Below are 21,452 nucleotides of genomic sequence, written 5' to 3' on the forward strand. Positions count from 1 at the left end.
CGGATTCGACGGCATGGGCGGCAGCCGGACATTGCCTCCCGTATAGTCGGGCGCCTTTCATTTCCGCTCTGCCGACCGACCCCATGGACCACCACCACGCCAACAGCCCGCACCGCGTCGACCTCGTGGTCTACCCCGGCTTCAAGGCGCTGGAGGCCGTGGGCCCCATGTCCGTGTTCGACTATGCCAACGTGCACCTGCGCCAGCATGGCCGGCCCGACGGCTACGCGGTGCGCGTGGTGGCCGCGCAGGCGGGCGCGGTGCCATCGGACACCTTGATGGCGCTGAATGCCACCCACACCCTGGCCGAACTGGAGCAGGGCGGCGCGGGTTGCACCGTGATCCTCGTGGGGTCGCGCAATATCGAGCAGGTGCTGGCGGCCTCTCCCGAACTCGTGGCCTGGGCGGCAAGCGTGGCCCCGCGCGTGGACCGCATGATCGCCCTGTGCTCGGGCAGCTTCTTCCTGGCCGCCGCCGGCCTGCTCGACGGCCGGCGCGCCGCGACGCACTGGAGCGTGGCGGCCCTGCTGCGCCAGCGCTATCCGGCCATCGAGGTGGACCCGGACGCCATCTACGTGCGCGATGGCCCCCTGTGGACCTCGGCCGGCGTCACCGCGGGCATCGACCTGGCCCTGGCGCTGGTGGAAGAGGATTTTGGCCACGCCCTGGCGCTGGAGGTGGCGCGCGACCTCGTCATGTACCTCAAGCGCCCCGGCGGGCAGTCGCAGTTCAGCGTGCAGCTGGCCAGCCAGGGCACGGGCCACCGCGACATCCAGGCGGTGCAGAACTGGGTGCTGGAGCATCTTGCGGAGCCCATGCCGCTGGCGGCCCTGGCGGCACGCGCGGCGATGAGCGAGCGGCATTTCCGGCGCGTGTTCACGCAGGAGACGGGGCAGACCCCCTCGGCCTTCGTGGAGTCCGCGCGGCTGGAAGGAGCGCGGCGCCTGCTCGAGTCGCAGGCTGGGCTGCCGCTCAAGACCGTGGCCGCGCGCATGGGCATGGGTTCGGAGCAGGCCTTGCGGCATCTGTTCGTGCGCCACCTGGGGATCACGCCGCTGGCGTACCGGGAGCGGTTCAGCAGGGCGGGCGGCTAGTGGCCGCCGGACGGGCAGCCCCGCCGTAGCACGCCCGCATCCGGCGTGGCCCACGCTCATGCAGCAGCCTGCGCCGTGCTGCGCGGCGGTGCCGCGAAAACCTCGCGCGCGGCCGCCAGCCCGTTGAGCGCCGCGGGAAAGCCGGCGTACACCGCCATCTGCATGATGACCTCGACGATTTCTTCGCGCGTGACGCCCACGTTCAGCGCCGCCTGCAGGTGCACCTTGAGCTGCGGCGCGGCGTTGCCCATGGCGGTGAGCGCCGCGACGACGGCGATCTCGCGGCTTCTGAGGTCCAGGCCGGGGCGTGAATAGATGTCGCCGAAGGGAAACTCGATCAGGTAGCGGGCAAAGTCCGGTGCGATGCCGGCGAGGCTGTCGATGACCTGTTCGCCAGCCTCACCGTCGATTTCGCGGAGTTTGGCCAGCCCTTGTTCGTAGCGTGTGCGGTGGTGCATGGAGGGGGCTTTCATCAGGGGTGGATGCGGTGTCCAGGGAAACCTCGACCGCCCGGTAGTGCGCGATCTTGGCCTGCAGCACCTGGGCCGACTGCTGCATTGCCGCGATGGCGGCCTGCACGTCGTTCAGGTGCGCTTGCAGCATCGCGCGCCGTTGCGGCACCGTGGCATCCCCTTCGCCGCGAAGCCTGGCGAAGGCCTGCATCTGCCCGATGGGCATGCGGGTCTCGCGCAGGCGCAGCAGGAACCCTATCCACTCCATGTCCGCTGCCGCATAGCGGCGCTGGCCGCCCGCCGCGCGGGCCACTGGTGCGATCAGCCCCGCGCGCTCGTAGTAGCGCAGGGTGTGCGCCGTCAAACCCGTGCGCCGTACGACATCGTTGATGGTGAGGTGGGATTCCATGAAAGCGATCCTAAAAGTTCGAGTGCACTCCAAGTCAAGGGGCATCTTGCGCCGAGGTGCGCAGGAGGGGCCCGCGCGCCATGCGGCGGGGCGCAGGGCCTGGGGCCTGGGCCGCGAGGGGCGGCCCCGGCGTTTGCGCACAGGCAAAGAAAAAGCCCGCCAATGGCGGGCTTGGGGAGGTTGTCGCAGATTGGCGCCCCAGGGAGCGCCGCGCCGCCAGCCAGCCAGCCAGCCGTGGACGGCTGGCGCGCGGCCGATCAGCGCTTGGACAGGGGCGGTACGTCGCGGCGTTCGGAGCCGGTGAACAGCTGGCGGGGGCGGCCGATCTTGTACTCGGGGTCGCCGATCATTTCGTTGAGCTGGGCGATCCAGCCCACGGTGCGGGCCAGCGCGAAGATGCCGGTGAACAGGTTCACGGGGATGCCGATCGCGCGCTGCACGATGCCGGAGTAGAAGTCCACGTTCGGGTAGAGCTTGCGCTGCACGAAGTAGTCGTCTTCCAGGGCGATCTTTTCCAGTTCCTTGGCCAGCTTGAACAGCGGGTCTTTTTCCAGGCCCAGCTCGGCCAGCACTTCATTGCAAGTCTCTTGCATGAGCTTGGCGCGCGGGTCGTAGTTCTTGTACACGCGGTGGCCAAAACCCATGAGCTTGACGCCGGAGTTCTTGTCCTTGACCTGCTTGATGAACTCGCCGATCTTTTCCACGCCGCCCTGGGCCTGGATGTCGTACAGCATGTTCAGCGCGGCTTCGTTGGCGCCGCCGTGGGCGGGGCCCCAGAGGCATGCCACGCCGGCGGCGATGGCCGCGAACGGGTTGGTGCCCGACGAGCCGCACAGGCGCACGGTCGAGGTCGAGGCGTTCTGCTCGTGGTCTGCGTGCAGGATGAAGATGCGGTCCAGCGCGCGTTCCAGCACGGGGTTGACCTTGTACTCTTCGCAGGGCGTGCCGAACATCATGCGCAGGAAGTTGCCTGCGTAGGAGAGGTTGTTCTGCGGGTACATGTAGGGCTGGCCCATGCCGTACTTGTAGGCCATGGCCACCAGCGTGGGCATCTTGGCGATCAGGCGGATGGCGGCGATCTCACGGTGCTGCGGATTGTTGATGTCCGTGCTGTCGTGGTAGAAGGCCGACAGGGCGCCCACCAGGCCGGTCAGCACCGCCATGGGGTGCGCGTCGCGGCGGAAGCCACGCAGGAAGAACTGCATCTGCTCGTTGACCATGGTGTGGTTGGTCACGCGGCTGGTGAAGTCGGTCTTCTGCGCTTCGTTGGGCAGGTCACCGTACAGCAGCAGGTGGCAGGTTTCCAGGAAGTCGCAGTTCTGGGCCAGCTGCTCAATGGGGTAGCCGCGGTACAGCAGTTCGCCCTTGTCGCCATCGATGTACGTGATGGCCGACTGGGTCGCTGCCGTCGACAGGAAGCCCGGGTCATAGGTGAACATGCCCGTCTGCGCATACAGCTTGCGGATGTCGATGACATCCGGGCCGATGCTGCCCTGGTAGACCGGCAGGTCCACGCTGGGGCTGCCGTTGCTGAAGGACAGGGTGGCTTTGTTGTCAGCTAGCTTCATTGTTACTTTCCTTGGGTAGGTTGCCGATAATGATCCGGTCTTGGGGCATGCACCTTGGCCGCGTCAGGCGTGGAAAGCCGTCGTCGCGCCACCGCTTTGTCTCAGCATGCCGAGCACTTCGCGCGCTTCTTCTGTGTCTTGTTCGCCCTGCGGCTCGCGCCGCCGCAGCAGCAGGTCCAGCAGGTCGTTGTCCGCCAGGTCCATGAGCGCGCGCAGGCCCTGCGCATTGCGCTGGGTGAGCGTGGGCTCGTAGCGGGCAAAGAACTGTTCGATGAACAAGTCGTTTTCAAGCAGGCCGCGCCGGCAGCGCCAGTGCAGCTTGCTCAATTCGCGCTCGTCCAGCAGCGGCGAGCCCGCTGCTGGCGCGATGGATGGAGTGGACAGGATTTCCATGGACTGGCGTCTGGGAGGGGCGTTGCCAGGTCAGATGGCGCGGCGCACCATCAGTTCCTTGATCTTGCCGATGGCCTTCGTGGGGTTCAGGCCCTTGGGGCACACGTCCACGCAATTCATGATGGTGTGGCAGCGGAACAGGCGGTACGGGTCTTCCAGGTTGTCCAGGCGCTCGCCGGTCGCGTCGTCGCGGCTGTCGGCGATGAAGCGGTAGGCCTGCAGCAGGCCGGCGGGTCCCACGAACTTGTCGGGGTTCCACCAGAAGCTGGGGCAGCTCGTGGAGCAGCTGGCGCACAGGATGCACTCGTACAGGCCGTTGAGCTCTTCGCGCTCTTCAGGCGACTGCAGGCGCTCGCGGTCGGGGGCCAGTTCTTCGTTGATCAGGTAGGGCTTGATCGAGTTGTACTGCTTGAAGAACTGCGTCATGTCCACGATCAGGTCGCGGATCACGGGCAGGCCCGCCAAAGGCTTCAGGACGATGGTGCCCTTGAGCGTGTTCATGTTGGTCAGGCAGGCCAGGCCGTTCTTGCCATTGATGTTCATGGCATCCGAGCCGCAGACGCCTTCGCGGCACGAGCGGCGGAACGACAGGGAGGGATCCTGTTCCTTGAGCTTGACCAGTGCGTCGAGCAGCATGCGTTCGTGGCCATCGAGTTCGATCTCGATGGTCTGCATGTAGGGCTTGGCGTCCTTGTCCGGGTCGTAGCGGTAGATTTGGAATGTGCGCTTTTGCATGTTTCTTCTCTCGTGGGGCTACTGTTTAGAACGTACGGACCTTGGGGGGCACGCTGTCCACCGTCAGGGGCTTGAGGTTGACCGGCTTGTAGTCGAGGCGGCTGCCTTCGCTGTACCACAGGGTGTGTTTCATCCACTCCTTGTCGTTGCGGCCCAGCGGGAACTCTGCGTGGTCGGCAGGGTGCTCGTAGTCGTACACGGTGTGGGCGCCACGGCATTCCTTGCGGGCCGCTGCCGAGACCATCGTGGCCTGCGCCACTTCGATCAGGTTGTCCACTTCCAGCGCTTCGATGCGCGCGGTGTTGAACACCTTGGACTTGTCCTTCAGGGTCACGCTGCCGACGCGGCTGCGGATCTCGGCGATCTTCTTGACGCCTTCGTCCATGCTGACCTGGGTGCGGAACACGCCGGCATGCTGCTGCATGGTGGCGCGGATGTCGCCCGCCAGGTTCTGCGCGTAGATGCCTTCGTTCGATTGGTCGAGCTGGTTCAGGCGCTCCAGCGTGCGGTCGGCCGCATCCTTGGGCAGGGGCTTGTGTTCCTTGTTCTTGTTGTTGAACTCGACGATGTGGCGGCCGGCGGCCTTGCCGAACACCAGCAGGTCCAGCAGCGAGTTGGTGCCCAGGCGGTTGGCGCCGTGCACCGACACGCAGGCGCATTCGCCCACGGCGTACAGGCCATTGACCACTTCGTTGTGGATGCCATTGGCCTGGCGCACCACCTGGCCGTTGATGTTGGTGGGCACGCCACCCATCTGGTAGTGGATGGTGGGCACCACGGGGATCGGCTCCTTGGTGATGTCCACGTTGGCGAAGTTGACGCCGATCTCGTACACCGATGGCAGGCGCTTGTGGATGGTGTCCGCGCCCAGGTGGTCGAGCTTGAGCAGCACGTAGTCCTTGTTGGGACCGCAGCCACGGCCTTCCTTGATTTCCTGGTCCATCGAGCGGGACACGAAGTCGCGTGGGGCCAGGTCCTTCAGGGTGGGCGCGTAGCGCTCCATGAAGCGCTCGCCATTGCTGTTGAGCAGGATGGCGCCTTCGCCGCGGCAGCCTTCGGTCAGCAGCACGCCGGCGCCGGCCACGCCGGTGGGGTGGAACTGCCAGAACTCCATGTCCTGCAGCGCGATGCCGGCGCGTGCCGCCATGCCCAGGCCGTCACCGGTGTTGATGAAGGCATTGGTCGAGGCGGCGAAGATGCGGCCCGCACCGCCGGTGGCCAGCAGCACGGTCTTGGCTTCCAGGATGTACAGGTCGCCGGTTTCCATTTCCAGGGCGGTCACGCCCACCACGTCGCCGTCGGCGTCGCGGATCAGGTCCAGGGCCATCCATTCCACGAAGAAATTGGTCTTGGCCTTCACGTTCTGCTGGTACAGCGTGTGCAGCATGGCGTGGCCGGTGCGGTCAGCGGCGGCGCAGGCGCGCTGCACGGGCTTTTCACCGTAGTTGGCCGTGTGGCCGCCGAAGGGGCGCTGGTAGATCGTGCCGTCGGGGTTGCGGTCGAATGGCATGCCGAAGTGTTCCAGCTCGTACACCACCTTGGGGGCTTCGCGGCACATGAACTCGATGGCGTCCTGGTCGCCCAGCCAGTCGGAGCCCTTGATGGTGTCGTAGAAGTGGTAGTGCCAGTTGTCCTCGGACATGTTGCCCAGCGAGGCGCTCACGCCGCCCTGTGCCGCCACGGTGTGCGAACGGGTGGGGAACACCTTGGACAGCGAGGCCACGTTCAGGCCTGCGCGGGAGAGTTCAAGCGCGGCACGCATGCCGGAGCCGCCTGCGCCGACGATGACGACGTCGAACTTGCGCTTGGTGATGTTAGCGTTGGTGTAGCTCATTATTTTTTGCCTTCAGTCGGGGGATTCAGAGACGCCACAGAACCTGGATACCCCAGCCAGCACAGCCGACCAGCCAGACGATGCTGAACACCTGCAGCGCCAGGCGCAGGCCCACGGGCTTGATGTAGTCCATCAGGACTTCACGCAGGCCGATCCACGCGTGCCAGGCCAGCGCAATGATCACGGAGAAGGTCAGCACCTTCATCCACTGGGCCGAGAAGATGCCGGCCCACTTGTCGTAGCCGATGGGGCCCTTGGAGAAGATGACCTGGGCCAGCAGGGCCAGGGTGAACAGGGCCATCAGGACCGCCGTGACGCGCTGGCTGAGCCAGTCGCGCAGGCCATAGTGGGCGCCGACGACGACGCGCTTGGAACCGTAATTGACGGACATGGAGATTTCCTATCGTTTTCGGCGGGCACTGCTTGGCAGCAGCCACCGTTTCATGGGTTGATCGATCAGTACAGGCCGAAGAGCTTGGCGCCCAGCACCAGGGCCAGGGCGATGCTGATCGCGAGCACGGTCAGGGCCGAGGTCTTGCCGAATTCCTTGTTCACCGCGCTGTGGCTCACATCCATCCACAGGTGGCGCAGGCCGGCGGTGAAATGGTGCAGGTACGACCAGATCAGGGCCAGGGCCACCAGTTTGATGAACCAGCCGGGCACGAAGCCGATGCCGATGCTGAACGCCGAGGTGAATTTGGCGAACGAGATTTCGGACGACACCGAGGTGTCGAACATCCAGATGATGAAAGGCAGCAGCAGGAACATGATCAGCCCGCTGCCGCGGTGCAGGATCGAAACCCACGCTGCAGGCGTCATGCGGTAGGTGGTCAGGTCCTTGAAGGCATTGATGTTGCGGAATTCAGGCCGTTTCTTGGCGAGTTCTGTCATGTTGTGTGCTTTCGTGGATGTAACTGCTTTGTAATTTGAAGATGCAAAGAACGCAAAATTCTATTGCAACGCAACAAGCATGGGTTTGTCGCAGGTGGAATGTTCGACGTTTCCGCTCAGGTGCCAGGGTGGTGTCAGCTCAGTTCGTTACGGTAGTGGTGGGTGTCGGTGAGGTAGAGGCCCCGCCGTAACTCCATGGGAACGTCGTTGTAGGTGTAGGCGATGCGCTCCACGCTCAGCAGCGGCGTGGCCTGCGGGATCTGCAGCATGGCCGCCTGGTCGGCGTCGGGCAGCACGGCGCGTATTTTCTCCTCGGCGCGCACCATGCGCACGCCAAAGTCGAGCTCGAACATCGCGTAGGTGGGCCCCTGGTAGCTGGCGAGCTGGTCAGTCGTCAGCCCTTTGAAAGCCTGGCCCGGCAGCCAGATGTCCTCCAGGATGGTGGGGACGCCCGCAAACGACAGGATCCGGCGGGCCTGGATCACCGGGTCGGCGCTGCGCAGGGCCAGCGCCCGCGCCACGTCCGCGCTGGCGCGCACGCGCCGGCAGTCCACCACCTGGCGCTGGGCGCGGCCTTCCACGCGGGCATCGCCTGTGTCGGGCATGAGCTTCAGGAAGCGGTATTGCACATGCTGCTCGGCATGGGTGGCCACGAAAGTGCCCTTGCCCTGGCGGCGCATCACGAGGTTTTCGGCCGCCAGCTCGTCGATGGCCTTGCGCACCGTGCCCTGGCTGACCCGAAAGCGCGCGGCCAGGTCCATCTCGCTCGGGATGGACTCGCCGGGCTTCCATTCACCCTGCTGAAGGCTTTGCAGGATGAGACCCTTGATCTGCTGGTACAGGGGGCTGAACGCGGGCGTGGCAGAGCCTGCGCCCGCCGAAGGCTGTGCAGGGGTGTCGGCGTTAAGCGGAAGCGAGGACATGGCGATCAGAAAAATGGCGCGCTGCGCACGGGGGGTGTGCGAGCTTGTTCCAGCCTTCAATCATATCTTATATAAGACATAAGACAAATTGACCGGGGTGCCCAATCGGCGGTACACTCCAAGGCTGTTTTGCGGGGCACGGGCTGCTGGTAACAGGCGCTGGTGCTTGCGTTGCACACACACCTGTTTTCCTCACTTCCCTGGAGTTTTCACCATGAGCAAGAAGCCTGTTCGCGTAGCCGTCACCGGTGCCGCTGGTCAAATCGGTTACGCACTGCTGTTCCGTATCGCCTCCGGCGAAATGCTGGGCAAGGACCAGCCGGTCATCCTGCAATTGCTCGAAGTCCCTGTCGAAGGTCCCCAGAAGGCGCTCAAGGGCGTGATGATGGAACTGGACGACTGCGCATTCCCGCTGCTGGTGGAAATGACCGCCCACAGCGACCCCATGACCGCCTTCAAGGACGCCGACTACGCCCTGCTGGTGGGTTCGCGCCCTCGCGGCCCCGGCATGGAGCGTGCCGAGTTGCTGGCCGTCAACGGCGCCATCTTCACGGCCCAGGGCAAGGCCCTGAACGCCGTGGCCTCGCGCAACGTGAAGGTGCTGGTCGTCGGCAACCCCGCCAACACCAACGCCTACATCGCCATGAAGTCGGCACCTGACCTGCCGCGCAAGAACTTCACCGCCATGCTGCGCCTGGACCACAACCGCGCCGCCAGCCAGATCGCCGCCAAGACGGGCAAGGCAGTGGCTGACATCGAGAAGCTGACCGTCTGGGGCAACCACTCGCCCACGATGTACGCCGACTACCGTTTCGCCACCATCAACGGCGAAAGCGTCGCCAAGATGATCAACGACCAGGAATGGAACGCCAACACCTTCCTGCCCACCGTGGGCAAGCGCGGCGCCGCCATCATCGAAGCGCGCGGCCTGTCGTCGGCTGCCTCGGCCGCCAACGCCGCCATCGACCACATGCGCGACTGGGCCCTGGGCACCAACGGCAAGTGGGTCACCATGGGCATCCCCTCGGACGGCCAGTACGGCATCCCCAAGGACACCATGTTCGGCTTCCCCGTCACCTGCGAAAACGGCGAGTACAAGATCGTTGAAGGCCTGGAGATCGACGCCTTCTCGCAAGAACGCATCGACAAGACCCTGGCCGAACTGCAAGGCGAGCAGGACGGCGTGAAGCACCTGCTGTAAACCAGGGCCCACCATGCAGCCGACGCCACAGGCATCGGGCCTTCGGGCCGCCCCCGTCCCTGCGCAGGGGCAGGGCGCTGCGCTGCCCCATCCGCGCGATGTGCTGCTTGGCGCCCAGGCGCAGACCGGCTTCCTGCCGGTCTGCGACCACTACAGCGGCGTGGAAGCGCGCATGCGCAAGAGCCTGCAACTGCAGGCCGACCTGGCCCGAGAGTTCGGCACCTGCGTCTTCGACGTGACCCTCGATTGCGAGGACGGCGCTCCGATCGGCCTGGAGGCCGAGCATGCCCGCCTGGTCGCCAGCCTCGCCCTGGGCGCTGCGGACGGGGCGCGCGTGGCGGCCCGGGTTCATGCGGTGGACCACCCGGCATTCGCCAACGATGTCGCCACGATTGCGGGCACGGCGGGCCACAGGCTCTGCCACATCATGGTGCCCAAGGTGGAGTCCGTGGACGATGTCCTGCGGGTGGAACGGGCGCTGGAGCAGGCATCCGCCGCCCAGGTGCCCATCCATGTCCTGATCGAGTCGCCCGCCGCGGTCCATCGCGCCTTCGAGATTGCCGCCCACCCGCGCGTGCAGAGCCTGAGCTTCGGGCTCATGGACTTTGTGTCCGCCCATGGAGGGGCGATCCCTGCGGCAGGCATGACCTCCTCGGGGCAGTTCTCGCACCCGCTTGTCGTGCGCGCCAAGCTGGAGATTGCCGCGGCCTGCCACGCGCACGGCAAGGTGCCGTCGCACTGCGTGGTGACCGAATTCACCGATACCACGGCCATGCAGGGCGCAGCCAGCCGGGCGGCGCGCGAGCTGGGCTACACCCGGATGTGGAGCATCCACCCGGCGCAGATACGTCCCATCCTGCAGGCATTTGCGCCGCAGCAGGATGACATCGAAATTGCTGCAAAAATAATAGCTGCTGCCGCAGATTCCGACTGGGCTCCAATCAGTTTTGACGATACCTTGCATGACCGTGCCAGCTACCGTTTTTACTGGCAAGTCCTTGAGCGCGCCCACCGCACCGGGCGTGCGCTTCCTCCCGCCGTGCGCCATTGGTTTGACGCCCCGGCCTCCGTTCCGTCGTGAACATTCCTGACTGCTTCCCCGCAGGACCTTCCATGAAATCCTTCATCGCCTCCGCCCTCATGCTGCTGGCCCCAGCCTTCGTGATGGCGCAAACGCCGGCCAAGCCCGAGGCCAAGCCCGGGACCAAGGCCGCCGCGAAGCCGGCCGCCAAGTCCGAAGCGAAAACCGCCAAGACGGCGGACAAGGCCCCCGCCAAGAAGGCCACCGTGGCCAAGAGCGAGGCGACCAGCAGCCGCACGCAGCTCAAGAGCGCCACCAACCAGGTGGCCACCGGCATCATCGCCGCAGAGGCGGCCCTTTCCCCCGAGGAGCTGGCCATCGCCGACCGCGTGCACGTGGGCCGCATTCCCTGCGAGCTGGGCGCATTCGTCACGGTGACGGCCGACCCGGCCACGCCAGGGCACTTCCATGTGGAAGGCAAGGGCTTCAAGTACTTCATGTCGCCCGTGGCCACGACCACCGGCACGGTGCGCCTGGAAGACCAGAAGGGCGGCGCGGTCTGGCTGCAGATCGCCAACAAGTCCATGCTGATGAACCAGAAGCTCGGCCAGCGCCTGGCCGATGAGTGCATGAGCCCGCAGCAGCTGGTGGTGGCCGAGGCCATCAAGAAGAACCCGCCCGTGAGCGTGCTGGAACCCCTGAAATAAGCGCGGGCCTGGCAGGCCTTTTGCAAAGAACGAACGACGAACACGATTGCGCGTGCAGGCGTGGCGGCCATGGGAGCCGCCAGCACCGCGCGCCGCCCCACTTTAGAACGCAACCGGAGAAAAATGATGTTGAAAGCCTACCGTGACCATGTGGCCGAACGCGCCGCGCTGGGCATCCCACCGCTGCCGCTGACCGCCAAGCAGACCGGCGAGCTGATCGAGCTGCTCAAGAACCCGCCCGCTGGCGAAGAAGCCACGCTGGTGGACCTGATCACGCACCGCGTGCCTGCCGGCGTGGACGACGCCGCCAAGGTCAAGGCCAGCTACCTGGCCGCCGTGGCCCACGGTACCGAGGTGTGCACGCTGATCGGCCGCGAGCGCGCCACGCAGCTCTTGGGCACCATGCTGGGCGGCTACAACCTCACCCCCCTGATCGATCTGCTGGACGACGCGGCCGTGGCCTCCGTCGCCGCCGAAGCGCTCAAGAAGACGCTCTTGATGTTTGACCAGTTCCATGACGTCAAGGAAAAGGCCGACAAGGGCAACACCTTCGCCAAGTCCGTGCTGCAAAGCTGGGCCGACGCCGAATGGTTCACCAGCCGCCCCGAAGTGCCCCAGAGCATCAAGCTCACCGTGCTCAAGGTCACCGGCGAAACCAACACCGACGACCTGTCGCCCGCGCCCGATGCCTGGAGCCGCCCCGACATTCCGCTACATGCGCTGGCCATGCTCAAGAACAAGCGCGACGGCATCACGCCCGAAGAAGACGGCAAGCGCGGCCCCATCAAGTTCATCGAAGACCTGCGCGCCCGTGGCAACCTGGTGGCCTATGTGGGCGACGTGGTCGGCACCGGCTCCAGCCGCAAGTCGGCCACCAACAGCGTGCTGTGGTTCACGGGCGAAGACATCCCGTTTGTGCCCAACAAGCGCTTCGGCGGCGTGTGCCTGGGCAGCAAGATCGCGCCCATCTTCTACAACACCATGGAAGATGCCGGCGCACTGCCCATCGAGCTGGACGTGAGCCAGATGAACATGGGCGACGAGATCGAGCTGCTGCCCTACGCCGGCAAGGCACTGAAGGACGGCCAGGTCATCGCCGAGTTCACCGTCAAGAGCGAAGTGCTGTTCGACGAAGTGCGCGCCGGTGGCCGCATTCCGCTGATCATCGGCCGTGGCCTCACGGCCAAGGCCCGCGAGGCCCTGGGCCTGGCGCCTTCCACCCTGTTCCGCCTGCCTCAGGTGCCTGCCGCTACCGGCAAGGGCTTCACCCTGGCGCAGAAGATGGTCGGCCGCGCCTGCGGCCTGCCCGAAGGCCTGGGCGTGGTGCCCGGCACGTATTGCGAACCGCGCATGACCTCGGTCGGCTCGCAGGACACCACCGGCCCCATGACCCGCGACGAACTGAAGGACCTGGCCTGCCTGGGCTTCAGCTCCGACCTGGTGATGCAGTCCTTCTGCCACACGGCTGCCTACCCCAAGCCCGTGGACGTGAAGATGCACCACGAGCTGCCCGACTTCATCAGCACGCGCGGCGGCATCTCGCTCAAGCCCGGCGACGGCATCATCCACAGCTGGCTCAACCGCATGCTGCTGCCCGACACCGTGGGCACCGGCGGCGACTCGCACACGCGCTTCCCCATCGGCATCAGCTTCCCCGCCGGCTCAGGCCTGGTGGCGTTCGCTGCCGCCACGGGCGTGATGCCCCTCGATATGCCTGAATCGGTGCTGGTGCGCTTCAAGGGCAAGATGCAGCCCGGCGTCACGCTGCGCGACCTGGTGCATGCGATCCCCCTGTACGCCATCAAGGCCGGTCTGCTGACCGTGGCCAAGCAGGGCAAGAAGAACATCTTCTCGGGCCGGATCCTGGAAATCGAAGGTCTGCCGGACATGAAGGTCGAGCAGGCGTTCGAGCTGTCCGACGCATCGGCCGAGCGCTCTGCCGCTGGCTGCACGGTGCGCCTGAACAAGGAGCCCGTGATCGAGTACATCAACTCGAACATCGTGCTGCTCAAGAACATGATCGCCCAGGGCTATGCCGACGCACGCACCATCGGCCGCCGCATCAAGGCCATGGAAGCCTGGCTGGCCAATCCCCAGCTGCTCGAACCCGATGACAACGCCGACTACGCCGCCGTGATCGAGATCGACCTGGCCGAGATCACCGAACCCATCGTCTGCTGCCCCAACGACCCCGACGACGCCAAGACGCTGTCGGACGTGGCCGGCGCCGCTATCGACGAAGTGTTCATCGGCTCGTGCATGACCAACATCGGCCACTTCCGCGCGGCCTCCAAGCTGCTTGAAGGCAAGAAGGACATCCCCGTCAAGCTGTGGATGGCACCGCCCACGAAGATGGACGCGCACCAGCTCACCGAAGAAGGCCACTACGGCGTGTTCGGCGCGGCCGGCGCCCGCATGGAAATGCCTGGCTGCTCGCTGTGCATGGGCAACCAGGCCCAGGTGAAGGAAGGCGCCACCGTGATGTCCACCAGCACCCGCAACTTCCCCAACCGCCTGGGCAAGAACACCAACGTCTACCTGGGCTCGGCCGAACTCTCGGCCATCTGCTCCAAGCTGGGCCGTATTCCTTCCAAGGAAGAGTACCTGGCCGACATCGGTGTCATCAACCAGAACGGCGACAAGATCTACCAATACCTGAACTTCGACAAGATCGCCGAGTTCAAGGAAGTGGCAGACGGCGTGGCCGCCTGATTGCTTCCCTCCGGGGAGTGATCCATTGCAAAAAGCGGCCTGCGGGCCGCTTTTTTCATGGCGTTGCGGGTGCGCCGCGCCACGCGCTTGCCACGCCGTGGTCATGGCCCAGACATTTTTTTGTCATGCAAATGTCATGATGGAGTCGCATGCTTGCCGCATAACAACAACAAAAGAAATGGAGGTACATCCATGGCAAGAGGGACAACCGGCAAGGCAGGCACGTTCGGCGCGCGCCTGGCGGTGCTGCTGCTCAGCGCCGCCTTCGCCCTGGGCTTTGGCCTGGGTGGTTACTTCGTCGGGCTCAAGCCGCTGGCCCTGACCCTGCGGGCAGCGTGGGCGGTGCGCGGCTGGCAGCCCGTGCAGGCCCAGGTGCTCGCGGCCGACCTCGCGCGCCACAGCGACGGCGACGGCACCACCTGGCAGGTGCGGGCCCGCTACCGCTATGAATTCGCGGGGCGGCCATACGAAGGCTCCCGCGTCGGGCTCGACCCCACGGAGACGGCCGACAACATCGGCGACTGGCACCAGCGCTGGCACTCGCAGCTGCAAGGCGCCCAGGCCCGCGGCGCGCGCATCACCATCATGGTCGACCCGCGCGAACCCTCGCGTTCCCTCATCGACCCCTCCATCCGCTGGGCCCTGCTGATGTTCCGCCTGCCCTTTGCCCTGGTGTTCACTGCGGTGGGGCTGGGCGCGGCCTGGGTCTTCCTGGCCACCCTGCCAGGACTGGGCACGTCCAGGGAGCCGCAGGGGCAGGGCGGTGGCCGCCCGGGGCCGCAGGCCGGGGTTTCTGCCATCCCCTTGCCCAAGGGCTCTGCCGGCAGCCCGCTGGGCGCCGTCTGGTTCTTCACCTTTTTCTGGTGTGGCATTTCCTTTCCCATGGCCGGCATGTTGTGGACCAACCCGCAGTCGCCCTGGTTCGCCAAGGCCTTCATCGGCCTGTTCGTGCTGGTCGGAATGGCCCTGCTGGCCCTTGCGGTGCGACAGACCCACATGGCCTGGCGCTATGCGGGCGCGACCCTTGTCCTGCTGCCGTCAGCACCGCGTGCAGGGCATCCGCTCGAAGTGACCCTGCTGCTCCCCGGGCGCGCCGCCGCCTACCAGCAGGGGCACAGCCTGCAACTGCGCCTGGCCCAGTACCGGGTGGACGAGTCGAGCTCCGGTTCGCCCGAGCGGTGCGTGGAGTCGTTCACCGAAGCCGCGCGCATGCAGCACACGTCCGATGGCGGGTTGCGGCTGGTGGCACGCTTCGAGGTACCGCCCGATGCGCCCCCGCACGGCAGCCAGCGCTCGGGAGAGCGCGTGGACTGGCGCGTGGAACTGCTGCACAACCCGGACGGCGCCGTCGAGCTGACTTACGACCTTCCCGTGCAGGCCGCACCCCGCACCTTCGGTGGGGACGAACTGCCGGATCGTTTTGACCGGCGTGCCGCCTGGCAGCAGGAGGTTCCCATCGTGCCCCTGGGCGAGCAGGAAGAGGAAGAAGAAGGCTCCCGGCCTCTGCCCGCTTCGGTCACGCTGCGGGAAACCCCGCAGGCCTGGCACTACGAATTCGCCCAGGGCGGCTGGCGCTGGGCCGCGGGCCTGGTGCTGGCCGCGCTGTTGCTGGAGTCGGCCATCCATGGCCGGCTGGGCCCGCAGGGGCTGATGCTGCCCCGTGGGTTCTTTGCCGCCGGCGCGTGGATGGCCTTGGCCGCCTTTGCCCTGCATGCGACCACCCGCCACTGGACCCTGACCGTGCAGGACGGCGGCATCACCGCGCGCCGCCACTCCTGGCTCTGGTCGCGCGCCGACACGGTGCCGGGCGCTGCCAGCCGCACCCTGGTGCACAAGCTGCTGCACTCCACGGGCAGCGGCGGCAGCGAGCACCGCTACCACGCGGTGTACGCGCGCGGTGCGGGCGGTGCGCTGGTGCGCCTGACCCCGGGCCTGGCAGGCGAGGCGGCGGCCACGGCCCTGGGGCAATCGCTGGGCCAGGCGTGGGCGCACCGGCGGGGCCGTTTCGCCGCCGGCATGCAGCGGCCCGCGCGGGCGCAGCATTCCCGCCCGGCCTGGGGGGCACTGCTGGTGCTGGCCCTGCTGGGCTGGTGGATCGTGGGGCCCCAGGCTGGCCGCACCGTGGGCCGCGTTGTGGGGGCCGAGGCTTCCGCTTCGGCTGCAACCGCGCCGGCCGTGCCGTATTCCCTCGCGGAGGGTCGCTTGCTCGATGCACAGAATGCCGGCGACGCCCCTGCGCTGCGGGACGCGCTGTCCGCCGGGGCGAATCCCGACCTGCTCGCGCCCAATGGTTCCTCGGTGCTCATGCTGGCGGCCCACCGTGGCCAGCTCGAGCACATCGAGGCGCTGCTGGGCGCGGGTGCCCAGCCCGACCTGCGCCAGACGCGCAAGGACAGCGAGCGGGGCGACACAGCCCTGCTGCGTGCCTTCTACGGCGGCCATCTGGCGGCGGCACGGCGCCTGGTGCAGGCAGGTGCCAGCCTCTCGGCCCGCAACCGCTGGGACTGGGGGCCCGTGCACATGGCCGCGCAGGGCGGCTGCATCCCATGCCTCGAATGGCTGGATGCGCAAGGCCAGCCGCTCGACGAACCCGCGCCCGCCAGCCGGGGCGAGACCCCCGCGATGCTGGCCGCAGGCCGGGGCCGCGTGGAGGCGCTGCAATGGTTCGCCGACCGTGGCATCGACCTTGCGCGCACGGACGCCCACGGCAAGACCGCGCTGGACTGGGCACGCTTCAAGCAACAGGCCGAGGCCGAGCGGTGGCTGATGGGGCGTGTGCGCTAGGCGCGGCTGGCCGCGCTCCGTGAAGCGGTTCCGGCCAGGGCGCCGCACTGCGGGCGGTGCGAGGCGCACGGCAGGGCGCAGCAGCGGCGCGAGAAGGGTTTCGTCGGCCGCCGCTCCAAGGCTTTTCAGCCCAGCGCCGGCAGCAAATGCTGCACCAGCTGCTGCGCATGCTGCGGCAATTCGTCGAGCTCGCGCAGGCACAGCACCAGTTGCCGGTCCGCCCAGGCATCGGTCAGGCGCACGGCCTTCACGTGCTGCGCCCGGCTGTGGCGTGCGGCTGCCGCGCGGGGAATGATGCCCACGCCCACGCCCAGCCCCACGAGCTGGCACACCGCCTCGAACTGGCGCAGCCGCACGCGGTAGCGCAGCCGCCGCCCCTGGCGCTGTGCCTGGCGCACCACCAGGGCCTGCAGCGCGCTGCCCTCGGCCAGGCCAACGAAGTCCAGGTGCGCGACGTCGGCCAGCGCCACGCTGCGTTGTGCGGCCAGTGCGTGCCCCTGGGGCACCACCAGCACCAGCGGGTCGGGCCGCAGCACCCGCGTGGACAGGCCTTCGAGGTCCACCGCGTCGGACACCAGGCCCATGTCGCACAGCCCGGCGCGCACCGCGTCGGCCACCTCCTGGCTGGAGCGCTCCTCCACGTCCACCGAAATGCGCGGGTGCCGCGCCAGAAAGCCTGCCATGGCCCGCGGCAGGTACTCGCTCAGCGCCGAGCTGTTGCACAGCACGCGCACATGGCCCGCCAGGCCCGCGCCATATTCGCCCAGGTCGCCGCGCAGCAGCTCCATCTGCTGCAGCACTAGCCGCGCGTGGTGCAGCAGCGTGTGGCCCGCGGGCGTGGGCTGCACGCCGCGTTGTTCGCGCAGCAGCAGGGGCACGCCCAGCGCGTCTTCCATGCCGCGTATGCGCTCGCTGGCCGAGGCCAGCGCCATGTGGCTGCGTTCTGCGCCTCCCGTGATGGTGCCTGCTTCGTGCACGTGCACGAAGAGACGCAGGTCGGTGAGGTCAAAGCGCATGGGGCAAACGTACCACATGGCAGGCTTCGGCCGCGCCTGAGGCGGGCTACGCGGCTTCCGCATTTCCAGGGGCGGGGCCATCCGAAACAATGACCTTTGGCACTGCGTTGCTGGACATGCGGTGGGTGGGTTTCGGACCAGGGGATACCGATGGAACTTGTGATGAATCAGCCGCCTTCCGGGGCGGGGCGCTCATGAACGGGGTTGCCGAGCTGTGGGGCCACGGCATTGCGCCGGGCTGGCTGGCGGGGGCGGCCGCCATTTTCTGGCTGGCCGGCACGGTCAAGGGCGTGGTGGGGCTGGGCCTGCCCACGGTGGCGATGGCCCTCTTGGCCATGCTGGTTCCGCCGGCCCAGGCGGCGGCGTTGCTGGTGGTGCCTTCGCTGGTCACCAATGTCTGGCAGATGCGCCCCTGGCCCGCCGTGTGGCCGCTGGTGCGGCGCCTGGGCGGCATGCAATGCGGAATCTGCCTGGGCACCTGGCTGTGCGCGTGGTGGCTGGGGGCGCCCGCGGGCCCTGGGTCGCGCTTGGCGCTGGGGCTGGCCCTCGCGCTGTATGGCGCCTGGGGCTTGACGGGGACGCGGCGGGTGCTGCCCCTGCCGGCCCAGGGCTGGCAGGGGCCCCTGGTGGGGTTCGCGACCGGTGCCATCGCCGCCGCCACGGGTGTTTTCGTGGTGCCCGCCGTGCCCTATCTGCAGGCGCTGGGCCTGCAGCGCGATGCGCTGGTGCAGGCCATGGGGCTGAGCTTCACGGTCTCCACACTCGCGCTGGCCGCCGGCCTGGCATTCAACGCGAGCTATCCCGTGGCGACCGTGGGGCTGTCGGTCGTGATGCTGCTGCCTGCGCTGGCGGGCATGGCGTGTGGGCAGTGGCTGCGGGCCCGGATGTCACCCGTGTGGTTTCGGCGCAGCCTCATGCTGGGCCTGTTGGCCCTGGGCGTGGCCATGGTGGTGGACGTGCTGGCATGGCATGGTTTTGCGTCGCGCTAGGGCGCTGCGCGGGGCGCTGTTTCCTCGCCTGCCGGCCCGTTACCGGACCTGTTTTTTCTCCAGCTTGCGGGTGAGGGTGCGGCGGTGCATGCCCAGGCGCCTTGCCGCTTCCGAGAGATTGAAGCCGGTTTCGGCCAGCACTTCGTTGATGCGCTCCCATTCCAGGGTCTTGATGGAGCTGGACCGGTTCGTCAGCTCCACGTCGGTGTTGCCCGCCTTGAGCCCGAAGGCGGCCTCGATGTCGTCGGTATTGGACGGCTTGGCGAGGTAGTGGCATGCGCCCAGCTTCACGGCCTCCACCGCCGTGGCGATGCTGGCAAAGCCTGTGAGCACCACGATGAGCATGGCCTCGCTGGCCGCATGCAGCTTCTGCACGCAGACCAGGCCCGAGGCTTCGCCCTTGAGCTTGAGGTCCACCACCGCATAGCCGGGCGTGTGCTGTGCGAGCAGGGTTTCGACCTCGGGAAGGCCCGTGGCCTGCAGCACGCGGTAGCCGCGCCGCTCGAACGAGCGCGCCAGCGTGCGGGCAAAGGCCTCGTCGTCTTCCACGATCAGCAACAGGCGTTCTTCTTTTTCTGTGTCGGTATCCATGATGCGCGTCAGGCTCCAGGCAAGGCGATCGCTGCCAGAGGCAGCTCTATGGTGACTTCGGCACCCCCTTCGGGGCGGTTGTGCGCCGTGACGCTGCCGCCCAGCGTGCGTGCCACGTTGAGCACGAGGTACAGGCCCAGCCCGCCCCCGGGGCGCTCCTTGGTGGACTGGTAGGGGGTTCCCAGCCTTGCCAGCATGCCCGGCGCAAAACCGGGCCCTGCGTCGGTGACGGTGATGCGCAGCGCATCGGCGCTGCGCGTGATGGCCAGGCGCACCCATGCCGGCGAGGCGTCGCGCGCATTGTCGAGCACATTGAAAACCATCTGCTGGAGCGTGGTGTCCGACACCATGGGCGTGTCGGCGCCGAAGTCGTTGTCGTACACGAACCGCGGCATCGACCGCGTGCTGCGCCATTCCTCTGCCAGGGCATCGACGAAGGTGCGCACGGTGGTCTGCACCGAAGCTTCCCCGCGGGTCTCTCCGGCCGAGAGCAGGATGCCGCTCACGATGCTCTTGCAGCGCTGCACCTGGGCCTGCATCTCGCCGATGTCTTCCTGCAGCGGTTCATGGGCCGCCAGGCGCTCATCGCGTCGCCAGTCGCCCAGGATCACGGCCAGGGTGGACAGCGGGGTGCCCAGCTCGTGCGCGGCGCCCGAGGCCAGCAGCCCCATGCGCACGATGTGTTCCTCTTCCACGCGGCGCCGGCGCGCGGCCGCCAGGCGCGCATCGCGCTCGCGCAGGTTCAGGCTGATGCGCGTGATGAAGACGACGACCAGGGTGGCATTGAGCGCGAAGCAGACCAGCAGCCCGATCACGTACAGGCTGGACAGGCCCTGGTGCAGGTCCTGCGGCAGCTCCAGGGGCAGGTGGTAGACGGCCAGCAAGCCGAAGCACAGCAGCGTGGTGATCACGATGGACCAGATGTAGGCGCCGCGCAGCAGCACGGCCCCCAGCGTGATCTGCAGCAGGTACAGAAACACGAACGGGTTGCTGGTGCCGCCGCTCAGGTAGAGCTGTACCGTGAGCACGGCGACGTCGATCAGCAGCGCCAGGAAAAGCTCCACGTTGCGCACCACCACGGGGCCCATGCGCAGGCGCAGCAGGCTGGCCACGTTGAAAAGCGCAAGGCATCCCACCACCAGCAGCATTTCGCGCTGCGGCAGCACCAGGCCCAGGCTGTAGTGCACCATCTCGATGGTGAACACCTGTCCGACCACGGCGATCCAGCGCAGCTGGATCAGCTGCTGGAGGTTCTTGATGCCCGCCGCGGCATCGGCCGAGCGGGCATTGCGCTGCGGCAGGGCGGTGGCGGCGTCAGGGCGAAGGGGGTTCATCGGTGGTCGTGGGGCGGCGGGAAGGGCCATGCCGGCGGCGTTCATAGCGTGCCACATACCAGCCGGCGCCCGCAACCATGAGCGCGAGCCCGTACCAGGTCGCCGCGTACACCAGATGGCTGTTGGAAAAACGGATCACCGTCATGCCCGGGCGGGGCCAGGTCTGCACGGAAGGCGCGCCGCCAGCGGCGGGCAGGCCCGCATCCACGAAGAAGGGCGCGGCGCGGGGCAGCCCCAGTGCCTGGCTGATGGCGGCCACGTCGCGCGAGTGCCAGCGTTGCTGCGCGGGATCATTGGTCCGCAGAAAACCGCCGCCAGGCTCCGAGATCCTCAGCAGTCCTTCCACGGTGGCCACGGGCCGGGGTGGCTGCGCCCCTCCCGTGAGCCACTGGTTGCGCTGCGCCTGCGGTACAAAACCGCGGTTCACGAGCACCTGCGTGCCGTCGTCCAGCTGCAGCGGGGCCATGACCCAGAAGCCCGCGCCCAGCTCTGTCACCGCCTGGGTGAGGACCGTCTTGTCTGCCAGCCACCGGCCCTGCAGGGTGACGGCAAGGTATTCGTGGTCTGCCGCGTTGACCCGGGGCCACTGGCTGGCCGGTGGCGCCGCCACGGGAGCCGCATGCACCCGGTGCTCCACGCGCTCGATGAGCGCGAGCTTCCACGCGCGGCGCTGGACCTGCCACGTGCCCAGGGCGGCAAATGCCGAGAACAGGGCGATGCCCACGAGCACGAGGGCCGCCTGGCGGAGCCGCCGCCGGGCGAAGGGCGCGTGCGCGGGGGAGGGCTCTGGCGTCAAGG

General features: G+C 67.4%; 20 protein-coding genes. 7 read left to right on the plus strand and 13 right to left on the minus strand.

What is annotated here, in order from left to right; all coding sequences use genetic code 11:
* The first annotated feature begins 83 nt into the window (after positions 1 to 83).
* Positions 84 to 1,094, plus strand: a complete 1,011-nt coding sequence (locus KW843_RS04730) for a GlxA family transcriptional regulator (protein ID WP_218293928.1) — start codon at positions 84 to 86, stop codon at positions 1,092 to 1,094.
* Between the two features lie 56 nt (positions 1,095 to 1,150).
* Here KW843_RS04730 and KW843_RS04735 read toward each other — a convergent pair whose 3' ends face one another.
* The 9 genes from KW843_RS04735 to KW843_RS04775 all read right to left on the minus strand — a co-directional run bounded on the left by KW843_RS04735 (position 1,151) and on the right by KW843_RS04775 (position 8,299).
* Positions 1,151 to 1,552, minus strand: coding sequence for a carboxymuconolactone decarboxylase family protein (locus tag KW843_RS04735; RefSeq protein ID WP_218293929.1), 402 nt, complete (start codon positions 1,550 to 1,552; stop codon positions 1,151 to 1,153).
* On the minus strand, positions 1,494 to 1,955 hold the full coding sequence (locus KW843_RS04740; protein ID WP_218293930.1) for a MerR family transcriptional regulator: 462 nt from the start codon (positions 1,953 to 1,955) through the stop codon (positions 1,494 to 1,496). The genes KW843_RS04735 and KW843_RS04740 overlap by 59 nt, the downstream gene beginning before the upstream one ends.
* 257 nt (positions 1,956 to 2,212) lie before the next feature.
* Positions 2,213 to 3,523, minus strand: a complete 1,311-nt coding sequence (locus KW843_RS04745) for a citrate synthase (protein ID WP_218293931.1) — start codon at positions 3,521 to 3,523, stop codon at positions 2,213 to 2,215.
* A gap of 63 nt (positions 3,524 to 3,586) precedes the next feature.
* Positions 3,587 to 3,916: a succinate dehydrogenase assembly factor 2 gene (locus tag KW843_RS04750; RefSeq protein WP_218293932.1), complete on the minus strand. Its 330-nt coding sequence runs from the start codon at positions 3,914 to 3,916 to the stop codon at positions 3,587 to 3,589.
* 30 nt (positions 3,917 to 3,946) lie between these two features.
* On the minus strand, positions 3,947 to 4,651 hold the full coding sequence (locus KW843_RS04755) for a succinate dehydrogenase iron-sulfur subunit (protein ID WP_218293933.1): 705 nt from the start codon (positions 4,649 to 4,651) through the stop codon (positions 3,947 to 3,949).
* Between the two features lie 25 nt (positions 4,652 to 4,676).
* Positions 4,677 to 6,485, minus strand: coding sequence for a succinate dehydrogenase flavoprotein subunit (sdhA, locus tag KW843_RS04760; protein ID WP_218293934.1), 1,809 nt, complete (start codon positions 6,483 to 6,485; stop codon positions 4,677 to 4,679).
* Positions 6,486 to 6,510: 25 nt separating this feature from the next.
* Positions 6,511 to 6,876, minus strand: coding sequence for a succinate dehydrogenase, hydrophobic membrane anchor protein (gene sdhD / locus KW843_RS04765; protein WP_124515511.1), 366 nt, complete (start codon positions 6,874 to 6,876; stop codon positions 6,511 to 6,513).
* A 65-nt stretch (positions 6,877 to 6,941) separates the two neighbouring features.
* Entirely contained in the window at positions 6,942 to 7,376 is a 435-nt protein-coding gene (gene sdhC, locus KW843_RS04770) for a succinate dehydrogenase, cytochrome b556 subunit (RefSeq protein ID WP_218293935.1), read from the minus strand.
* Between the two features lie 134 nt (positions 7,377 to 7,510).
* A complete protein-coding gene (locus KW843_RS04775) occupies positions 7,511 to 8,299 on the minus strand; it encodes a GntR family transcriptional regulator (RefSeq protein ID WP_218293936.1) in 789 nt (262 codons plus the stop codon).
* A 214-nt stretch (positions 8,300 to 8,513) separates the two neighbouring features.
* On the opposite strand from KW843_RS04775, the gene KW843_RS04780 reads away from it, so the two are divergent.
* From KW843_RS04780 to KW843_RS04800, 5 genes are all read left to right on the plus strand, one after another.
* A complete protein-coding gene (locus KW843_RS04780) occupies positions 8,514 to 9,500 on the plus strand; it encodes a malate dehydrogenase (protein WP_218293937.1) in 987 nt (328 codons plus the stop codon).
* Between the two features lie 13 nt (positions 9,501 to 9,513).
* Positions 9,514 to 10,581 (plus strand): CoA ester lyase, encoded by a 1,068-nt coding sequence (locus tag KW843_RS04785; protein WP_255594538.1) that lies wholly within the window; start codon positions 9,514 to 9,516, stop codon positions 10,579 to 10,581.
* Positions 10,582 to 10,613: 32 nt separating this feature from the next.
* Positions 10,614 to 11,228, plus strand: coding sequence for a hypothetical protein (locus KW843_RS04790; RefSeq protein WP_218293938.1), 615 nt, complete (start codon positions 10,614 to 10,616; stop codon positions 11,226 to 11,228).
* Between the two features lie 126 nt (positions 11,229 to 11,354).
* Positions 11,355 to 13,940, plus strand: a complete 2,586-nt coding sequence (gene acnB / locus KW843_RS04795) for a bifunctional aconitate hydratase 2/2-methylisocitrate dehydratase (protein WP_218293939.1) — start codon at positions 11,355 to 11,357, stop codon at positions 13,938 to 13,940.
* Positions 13,941 to 14,132: 192 nt separating this feature from the next.
* Complete coding sequence (locus KW843_RS04800) at positions 14,133 to 16,724, plus strand: ankyrin repeat domain-containing protein (protein WP_218293940.1); 2,592 nt, start codon at positions 14,133 to 14,135, stop codon at positions 16,722 to 16,724.
* Between the two features lie 125 nt (positions 16,725 to 16,849).
* Here KW843_RS04800 and KW843_RS04805 read toward each other — a convergent pair whose 3' ends face one another.
* Complete coding sequence (locus tag KW843_RS04805) at positions 16,850 to 17,740, minus strand: LysR substrate-binding domain-containing protein (RefSeq protein WP_218293941.1); 891 nt, start codon at positions 17,738 to 17,740, stop codon at positions 16,850 to 16,852.
* Positions 17,741 to 17,934: 194 nt separating this feature from the next.
* On the opposite strand from KW843_RS04805, the gene KW843_RS04810 reads away from it, so the two are divergent.
* Positions 17,935 to 18,729: a sulfite exporter TauE/SafE family protein gene (locus tag KW843_RS04810; protein WP_218293942.1), complete on the plus strand. Its 795-nt coding sequence runs from the start codon at positions 17,935 to 17,937 to the stop codon at positions 18,727 to 18,729.
* Between the two features lie 39 nt (positions 18,730 to 18,768).
* On the opposite strand, the gene KW843_RS04815 is transcribed toward KW843_RS04810, so the two are convergent.
* The 3 genes from KW843_RS04815 to KW843_RS04825 are packed head-to-tail and all read right to left on the minus strand — an operon-like array spanning position 18,769 to position 21,450.
* Complete coding sequence (locus tag KW843_RS04815) at positions 18,769 to 19,320, minus strand: response regulator transcription factor (protein WP_218293943.1); 552 nt, start codon at positions 19,318 to 19,320, stop codon at positions 18,769 to 18,771.
* Positions 19,321 to 19,328: 8 nt separating this feature from the next.
* Positions 19,329 to 20,654, minus strand: a complete 1,326-nt coding sequence (locus KW843_RS04820) for an ATP-binding protein (protein WP_218293944.1) — start codon at positions 20,652 to 20,654, stop codon at positions 19,329 to 19,331.
* Positions 20,635 to 21,450 (minus strand): SURF1 family protein, encoded by an 816-nt coding sequence (locus KW843_RS04825; RefSeq protein WP_218293945.1) that lies wholly within the window; start codon positions 21,448 to 21,450, stop codon positions 20,635 to 20,637. The genes KW843_RS04820 and KW843_RS04825 overlap by 20 nt, the downstream gene beginning before the upstream one ends.
* Between the last annotated feature and the right edge of the window lie 2 nt (positions 21,451 to 21,452).

It is taken from the genome of Acidovorax sp. sif1233 (assembly GCF_019218755.1).
Taxonomy (GTDB): domain Bacteria; phylum Pseudomonadota; class Gammaproteobacteria; order Burkholderiales; family Burkholderiaceae_C; genus Acidovorax.